Raw genomic sequence first — 7572 nt, 5'->3', positions numbered from 1 at the left:
CTGCATCACCACAGATACACACCGACACTCCGCTTGTGTTGTGCTACCTTTTTTTTTTTTCAAGCAGAAGACGGCATACGAGAGCTGCGCATGTCTCGTGGGCTCGGAGATGTGTATAAGAGACAGCCACCTGGGAGGACCTGCTCGCGCTGCGCGCCCTGCACCCGGAGGCGATGCTCGTGGCCGGCGCCACCGAGCTGGGCGTGGACATCACCAAGAAGTCCCGCCGCTACCCGTTCCTCATCTCCACGGAGGGCGTGGAGTCCCTGCGCGCCATCCGCCGCGAGGAGGACGGCTGGTACGTGGGCGGCGCCGCGTCGCTGGTGGACGTGGAGGACGCGCTGGGCCACGAGGTGCCGGAGCTGGCGAAGATGCTCAACGTCTTCGCCTCGCGGCAGATCCGCCACCGCGCGACCCTGGCGGGCAACCTGGTGACGGCCTCGCCCATCGGGGACACGGCGCCGGTGCTGCTCGCGCTGGACGCGCGGCTGGTGCTCGCTTCCGTGCGCGGGGAGCGGACCGTGGCGCTGCCGGACTTCTTCCTCGCGTACCGCAAGACGGCGCTCCAGCCGGACGAGGTCGTCCGCTTCGTGGTCATCCCCCACGCCCCGGCGAAGGACAGCGGGCTCACGCGCCACTCGGACAGCTTCAAGGTGTCCAAGCGCCGCGAGCTGGACATCAGCATCGTCGCCGCGGGCTTCTGCATCGAGACGGACGCGCTGGGGCTCGTGCGCACCGCGCGGCTGGGCTACGGCGGCGTCGCGGCCACGCCGGCGCGGGCGAAGCAGACGGAAGGACTGCTCCTGGGCCACCCGTGGAACACGGAGGCCGTGGCCCGCGTGCGCGCCACGCTGGAGCGCGAGTTCACGCCCCTCACGGACCTGCGCGGCAGCGCGGACTACCGGCGCGGGCTGGTGGTGTCGCTCCTGGAGAAGTTCGCGTCCGGTGAGCGCAGCCCCGTGCTGGATGGACGTCCGAGCTTCGCCCCGGGCGCGCCCTCCGCCACGGCGGACGCGGGCCGCGAACTGCGCCATGAGAGCGCGCTGGGCCACGTGACGGGCAGCGCGCAGTACGTGGACGACCTCGCGCAGCGCCGCCCCATGCTGACGGTCTGGCCGGTGCTGTCGCCGCACGCGCACGCGCGCATCCTCCGCCGCGACGCCAGCGCCGCGCTGAAGGTGCCCGGCGTGGTGAAGGTGCTGCTCGCGGAGGACATCCCGGGCATGAACGACACGGGCCCCATCCGCCACGACGAGCCGCTGCTCGCGAAGGACGAGGTCCTCTTCCACGCGCAGGTGGTGGCGCTCGTCGTCGGCGAGACGCCCGAGGCCTGCCGCGAGGGCGCCCGCCAGGTGGTGGTGGACTACGAGCCCCTGCCCGCGGTGCTCACGCTGGGCGAAGCCCTCCAGCAGGGCAGCTTCCACACCGACCCGCACGTCATCCGCCGGGGCGACGTGGACAGCGCGCTCGCCTCCAGCCCGAACCGGCTGGCCGGGGAGCTGACGATGGGCGGCCAGGAACACTTCTACCTGGAGACGCAAGCGGCCTTCGCGGAGGTGGGCGAGGACGGCGACGTCACCGTGACGTCCTCCACGCAGCACCCGTCGGAGGTGCAGGCCATCATCTCGCACGTGCTGCACCTGCCGCGAAGCCGCGTGGTGGTGAAGGCGCCGCGCATGGGTGGCGGCTTCGGCGGCAAGGAGACGCAGGGCAACGCGCCCGCGGCGCTGGTGGCGCTGGCGGCGGTGCACACGGGCCGGCCGGTGAAGTGGATGCTGGACCGGGACGTGGACATGGTCGTCACCGGCAAGCGCCACCCGTTCCACGCCGCCTGGGAGGTGGGCTTCGACGCCACGGGGCGGCTGCTCGCGCTCAAGGCGGACCTCACGTCCAACGGCGGCTGGTCCCTGGACCTGTCCGAGTCCATCACCGACCGCGCCCTCTTCCACCTGGACAACGGCTACTACGTGCCGTCGGTGCGCTACACCGGCCGCGTGGCGAGGACGCACCTGGTCTCCAACACCGCCTTCCGCGGCTTCGGCGGGCCGCAGGGCATGCTGGTGATGGAGGACATCCTGGCGCGCATCGCGAGCACCCTGGGCCTGACGCCGGAGTCCGTACGCCAGCGCAACCTCTATGACGGCGTGGGAGAGACGAACACCACGCACTACGGCCAGGAGCTGGAGGACAACCGGCTGCCGAAGCTGTGGAACGACCTGCTGGAGTCGTCCGACTTCGCGAAGCGCCGCGCGCAGGTGGAGGCCTTCAACGCGTCCAGCCCCCGCATCAAGCGCGGGCTCGCCATCACGCCCATGAAGTTCGGCATCTCCTTCACCGCCACCTTCCTCAACCAGGCGGGCGCGCTGGTGCACGTGTACCGCGACGGCTCCGTGCTGCTGTCGCACGGCGGCACGGAGATGGGCCAGGGCCTGCACACCAAGATCCAGGGCGTGGCCATGCGCGAACTGGGCCTGCCCGCGGACCTGGTGCGCGTGGCGCAGACGGCCACGGACAAGGTGCCCAACACGTCCGCGACGGCGGCCTCCAGCGGCTCGGACCTCAACGGCGCGGCGGTGCGCGAGGCGTGCATCCAGGTGCGCGAGCGGCTGGCCCCGGTGGCCGCGCGCATGCTGGTGCAGCTGCACGGACAGGCGGTGTCGCCGGACGCGCTGGTGTTCCAGGACGGGCGCATCGCGGCGGCGTCGCGGCCGGACCAGGGGCTGTCCTTCGCGGCCGTGGTGGAGGAGGCCTACCGCGACCGCGTGGGCCTGTCCGTCACGGGCTACTACCGCACGCCGGGCATCGGCTACGACCGGGCCCTGGGCCGGGGCAAGCCGTTCCTCTACTTCGCCTACGGCGCGGCGGTGAGCGAGGTGGAGGTGGACGGCGACACGGGCATGAAGCGCGTGCTGCGCTCGGACCTGCTGGAGGACGTGGGCGACTCGCTCAACCCGGGCGTGGACCGGGGACAGGTGGAGGGCGGCTTCGTGCAGGGCCTGGGGTGGCTCACCGGCGAGGAGCTGAAGTGGGACGCGAACGGGCGGCTGCTCACGCACTCCGCCAGCACCTACGCGGTGCCCGCGTTCAGCGACGCGCCCATCGACCTGCGCGTGACGCTCATGGAGCGGGCGGAGCAGAAGGGCGTCATCCACGGCAGCAAGGCCGTGGGCGAGCCGCCGCTGATGCTGGCCCTGTCCGTGCGGGAGGCGCTGCGCGACGCGGTGGCCGCCTTCGGAGCGCCGGGGGGCGACGTGGGGCTGCCCTCGCCCGCCACGCACGAGGCCCTGTTCCTCGCCATCCAGCGGCGCAAGGCACGGAGCGCGGCGGTTCCCGTTCCGGTTCCGGACGAAGCGCGCGAGGTGGCGTGAGGAGGGGAGCGGGTGCGGCAACATGCCACGGCATGCTTTCGCGCCTGGTGCGTTAGACGGGGACACCTTCCAAGGATGATTCCCATGACCTCCGTGCTCCGCTCCCGCCTCCTCCTTCCGCTGGCCCTCGTGGGCGCGCTCGGCTGTGGGGATGACGAACCCAAGACGCCCGAGGTGCTGACGGTGGACCTCCCCGTCGTCGCGCGCGTGGGCGCCGAGCCCTTCGCGTGCGGCAAGACCTATACGAACGTCGGGACGACGAAGACGACGTACGAGCCCATGGACTTCCGCGTGTACGTGCACGACGTGCGGCTGGTGACGCGCACGGGCCAGGAGGTTCCCGTCACGCTGACCGAGGATGGCAGGTGGCAGCGCGCGGGCGTGGTGCTCCTGGACTTCGCGAACAAGGACGGCCTGTGCACGCAGGGCACGGAGGGCATGAACGCGTCCATCAAGGGCACCGTGCCCCAGGGGGACTACACAGGCCTGCGCTTCACGGTGGGCGTGCCGGAGGACCTGAACCACGGCGACGTGGACACCGCGGGTGCGCCGCTGGGGGACACCGGCCTCTTCTGGAGCTGGCGCTTCGGCTACATCTTCCTCCGCATCGACGGCCACACGCCGGGCCTGCCCGAGCACGTCATGCACCTGGGCAGCACCGACTGCGCTCCCCCGCCCGCGGGCCAGACGCAGGGCACGGCGGGCTGCGCGAACATCAACCGCCCGGAGATCGCCCTGGACGGCTTCGACGTCACGAAGAACAAGGTGGTGATGGACGTGGGCGCGCTCTTCGCGGGCTCCGACCTGGACCAGAACCTCAGCGGCCCCAACACGGCCGTGGGGTGCATGTCCTCGCCCACCGACGTGGACTGCGCGCCCACCTTCGAGCGGCTGGGGCTCGGCTTCAGTGGCAAGGCCGCGAACCCCGCCGCGCAGTCTTTCATCCGCGCTGAATAGGAGCACCCCCGCCGTGGCACGACGACAAGGCAAGACGTGGAGGTTTCTGGCGACGGCGGCGCTGCTGACCGTGGGCTGCTCGGATTCCGGCCCCCCCGGAGAGGAGCCCGCGCCGTACGACTGGAAGCTGCCCGCGGGCTTTCCCGTGCCACGCGTGCCCGAGGACAACCCGATGTCGGAGGCGAAGGTGCAGCTGGGCCGGAGCCTCTTCTACGACAAGCGCCTGTCCTTCAACGGCACGCAGTCCTGCGGCACCTGTCACGAGCAGGCCCGGGCCTTCACCGACGGGCGCGTGCACGCGGTGGGCAGCACCGGCCAGACGCACCGCCGCAACGGGCAGGGGCTGGCCAATGTGGCGTACTCCACGAGCCTCACCTGGGCGAACCCGGCGCTCACCACGCTGGAGTCGCAGGTGCTGACGCCGCTGTTCGGCAAGGAGCCCGTGGAGCTGGGGTTCGCGGACAAACAGGAGGTGCTGCTCGAAAGGCTGCGCGCGGATCCGGACCTGGTGGGGCGCTTCCAGGAGGCGTTCCCTGGCGAGGCCACGCCCGTGTCGCTGGCCACGCTGACGCGGGCCCTGTCCGCGTTCCAGCGTTCAATCATCTCCGGCACGTCGCCGTATGACCGCTATCTCTACGGCAACGACGTGGCCGCGCTGAGTCCGGCGGCGAAGCGGGGCCTGCAGCTGTTCCTGTCCGAACGCATGGAGTGCGACCACTGCCACTCCGGCTTCAACTTCCAGGACGCCACGGCGCACGAAGCCACGCCAGAGCCCATCCTCCCGTTCCACAACACGGGCCTCTACAACGAGGACGGCCAGGGCGCGTACCCGGCCGGGGACACAGGCGTCATCGAGCTGACCGGCCGGCCGGCCGACATGGGGCGCTTCCGCGCACCGTCCCTGCGCAACGTCGCCGTCACCGGCCCGTACATGCACGACGGCAGCATGGAGACGCTCTCCGAAGTGTTGGACCACTACGCGGCGGGAGGCCGCGCGAGGGCCGCGAACGGAGGACAGGCCAGTCCCCTGCAGAGCGCCTTCGTGCGAGGCTTCGAGCTGACGCCCGACGAAAAGGCGGACGTCATCGCGTTCCTGGAGTCGCTCACGGACACCGCTTTCCTGAACGACCCGCGCTTCGCGGATCCCGCCACCGTGCCGTAACGGGGTCCACCCGCGCTGGCAGTAACCAGACACCCTGGCATCCAGCAAGCCGCGAACTTTGCACCAAGGCGTCGAATAGCGATTGGCCTCGCATTGATTGCCATTGGCTCCATCGCTAGCCTCTCGGTTCCCTTCACAGGAGAGGTGCCATGCGCCGTCTGCTTGCAGGAGTCACCGCCGTCGCCGCGATGTCGCTGTCATCCGTTGCATGGGCCGAGGAGTCCCGGCCGTCCGAGCCTGAAGGCATCCAGTCCCTGGGGGCGGGCGATGCGGTCGCGGCCTGCTACGTGGACACGTTCGCCTGGGATGTCCTTTCGGCCGGTTCCTGCTTTGCCATGGGCAGTCCCTACACGACGCAGGTTGTCTTTGGGGTCCAGGGGATTGATCAATCCGGGGGCCGCTATGTCGTGCAGTACCTGGATGGAACCTGCGAGTCGACCGGGTACACCCTGGATGAGGGCAACATCTGCCTTCGCACCATCTCCCGCTACCAGACGCTGAGCCAGCGGGTGCAGGTCTACGACACGTGGACGGCACAGTGGTCGGGCATCCTCACCGCGTATGCATCCTACGAGGGGCTCGACTGAGCCACGGCGTTCGTAGCGCGTGGAAGGAGCTTGGGGGATCGTCATCGGCCCTGACACGGCCATGGCGATTCCTCGTGCAGCGGTGGGCGGTGCTGGCGTGCATGGCCCTGCTCATCGCGGGCTGTGCTTCGTCTCCATCCCACGGGGGTGCATGGGCCTACGGCACCCCGGCGGCGCGCTCCGCCTGGAGTCCCTGGGGTGGAGCTGCCCGGAAGCGCCCTGCTGAGCCCCAGGCGGACAGGGGACGGGGCTGCGGCGGTCGGGTCCTGCCGCCGGGTTGGCCCGAACTGGACCGAAGCGAGCAGCGCCTCGCGCCCTTCCTGGCCTGTGCTTCACCGGCGGCCTTCGTGGCCATGCAGCGAGGGGTGGACATGCCCCGGCTGGTGGAGTCCCTCGATGCTTGGGATGCCGTCCGGCTGGGAGCACTGGGCCCGCTGGACGCGAAGGCCTCCGCCATCCTTCAGGGTAAGCGCGCGGCCTTCCTCGTCAGCGCGGTCGAGCAGTACGGCCCGCACCGCGCAGAGGTGTTCGCCCTCTTCATCCTTCACACCACCTTCGATGACGAGCTGCGCGAGCTGCTTCAGCGTCTGGCCCGGGACAAGCAGTTCGGGGAGACGCTGGGAGGAATGCCCGCGGCGCGCGAAGAACTGCTGCGCAGGGGCTTGAAGGTCACGGCGTATCCGGAGCGGGAGGAGCGGGCCGGTGACGTCCTGCGGGGCCTGGGACGAGCGGGGCGGGACGCGCTCTCCAGCACGGACGTGAGCGCGGGCGCCCGCTACGTGGAGTTCTCAGCGAAGCGTGCGCAGTTGCCACCGCCGTACCAGGACGCGCTCGACAGTGTGGAGCGGGCGGTAATGGCCGGGCACCTCTCACCGGGCAACGTGGTGCTGGGTGGCTTCGATCACCTGACGTTCGGTGTCCCGATGGGCTTCTTCCACCTGGTCGCGGGGACCGCGCAGGGCGCGTCGTCCCTGGCGGAAGGCCGGTACGAACAGGCCACGCGGGAGCTGGCACCCGCCGCGCTCATGGTGGCGCTGTACGCGGGAGGCAAAGGCGCGCGGGCGCTGCGAGAAGGCCGGCCCGCTCTCGACATCGAGGCGCTCAAGGCCGCGGTGGAGCGTCTTGAAGACGAGCTCGGAGTGAACGCCACGCGGGAGCTGTTGCGTCAGCTCCGAGCAAGCCGGGAAGGCGCCCTCCTCGCGGCCGAGTGGGGAGAAGCGGGAGTACTGGCGCTGAACGAAGCCCGTGGCAACCCGGCGAAGGCCCAGGCGCTATTGGCGGAGGCAAGCCGTGAACGCCCGGGCACAGCACAGAAGGGCACCGGAAGAAGTGGGGAGGCCGCCGCGCTGTCGAAGGACTTCGAGGGAGTACCCCCCTGTGTCAGGGAAGTTGTCGCCTCGGCTGAATAGCCGGGATGACCACGCCTTGGGGGCGAGAGCAGGCAGGACGCAGTGCCGTACACGGATGCATTCAAGTCTCAGATGGTGAAGCGGATGGT

General features: G+C 70.4%; 3 protein-coding genes and 2 pseudogenes. All 5 read left to right on the top strand.

The features are described from left to right. Positions 1 to 128: 128 nt before the first annotated feature. Positions 129 to 3368 (top strand): annotated as a pseudogene (gene xdhB / locus D7W81_RS37815) (xanthine dehydrogenase molybdopterin binding subunit); the annotation flags it as partial. An 84-nt stretch (positions 3369 to 3452) separates the two neighbouring features. Further along, positions 3453 to 4325 carry an MbnP family copper-binding protein gene (locus tag D7W81_RS37810; protein ID WP_120560227.1) on the top strand — a complete coding sequence of 291 codons (873 nt, stop codon included), beginning with the start codon at positions 3453 to 3455 and terminating at the stop codon, positions 4323 to 4325. Positions 4326 to 4338: 13 nt separating this feature from the next. Next, a complete protein-coding gene (locus tag D7W81_RS37805; protein ID WP_120560226.1) occupies positions 4339 to 5487 on the top strand; it encodes a methanobactin export MATE transporter MbnM in 1149 nt (382 codons plus the stop codon). A 149-nt stretch (positions 5488 to 5636) separates the two neighbouring features. Then, entirely contained in the window at positions 5637 to 6074 is a 438-nt protein-coding gene (locus D7W81_RS37800; protein ID WP_120560225.1) for a hypothetical protein, read from the top strand. A gap of 371 nt (positions 6075 to 6445) precedes the next feature. Beyond that, positions 6446 to 7420 (top strand): annotated as a pseudogene (locus tag D7W81_RS37795) (hypothetical protein); the annotation flags it as partial. Positions 7421 to 7572: the final 152 nt, after the last annotated feature.

This window comes from Corallococcus aberystwythensis, assembly GCF_003612165.1.
In the GTDB taxonomy this organism is placed as follows: domain Bacteria; phylum Myxococcota; class Myxococcia; order Myxococcales; family Myxococcaceae; genus Corallococcus; species Corallococcus aberystwythensis.
Note: the sequence above shows the minus strand (reverse complement) of the source record. Positions and strands in the feature narration are given on the sequence as shown.

Excerpts from the sequence above, each read along its gene's own strand:
- D7W81_RS37810 (WP_120560227.1), top strand. The coding sequence starts at position 3,453 with ATGACCTCCGTGCTCCGCTCCCGCCTCCTCCTTCCGCTGGCCCTCGTG.
- D7W81_RS37800 (WP_120560225.1), top strand. The coding sequence starts at position 5,637 with ATGCGCCGTCTGCTTGCAGGAGTCACCGCCGTCGCCGCGATGTCGCTG.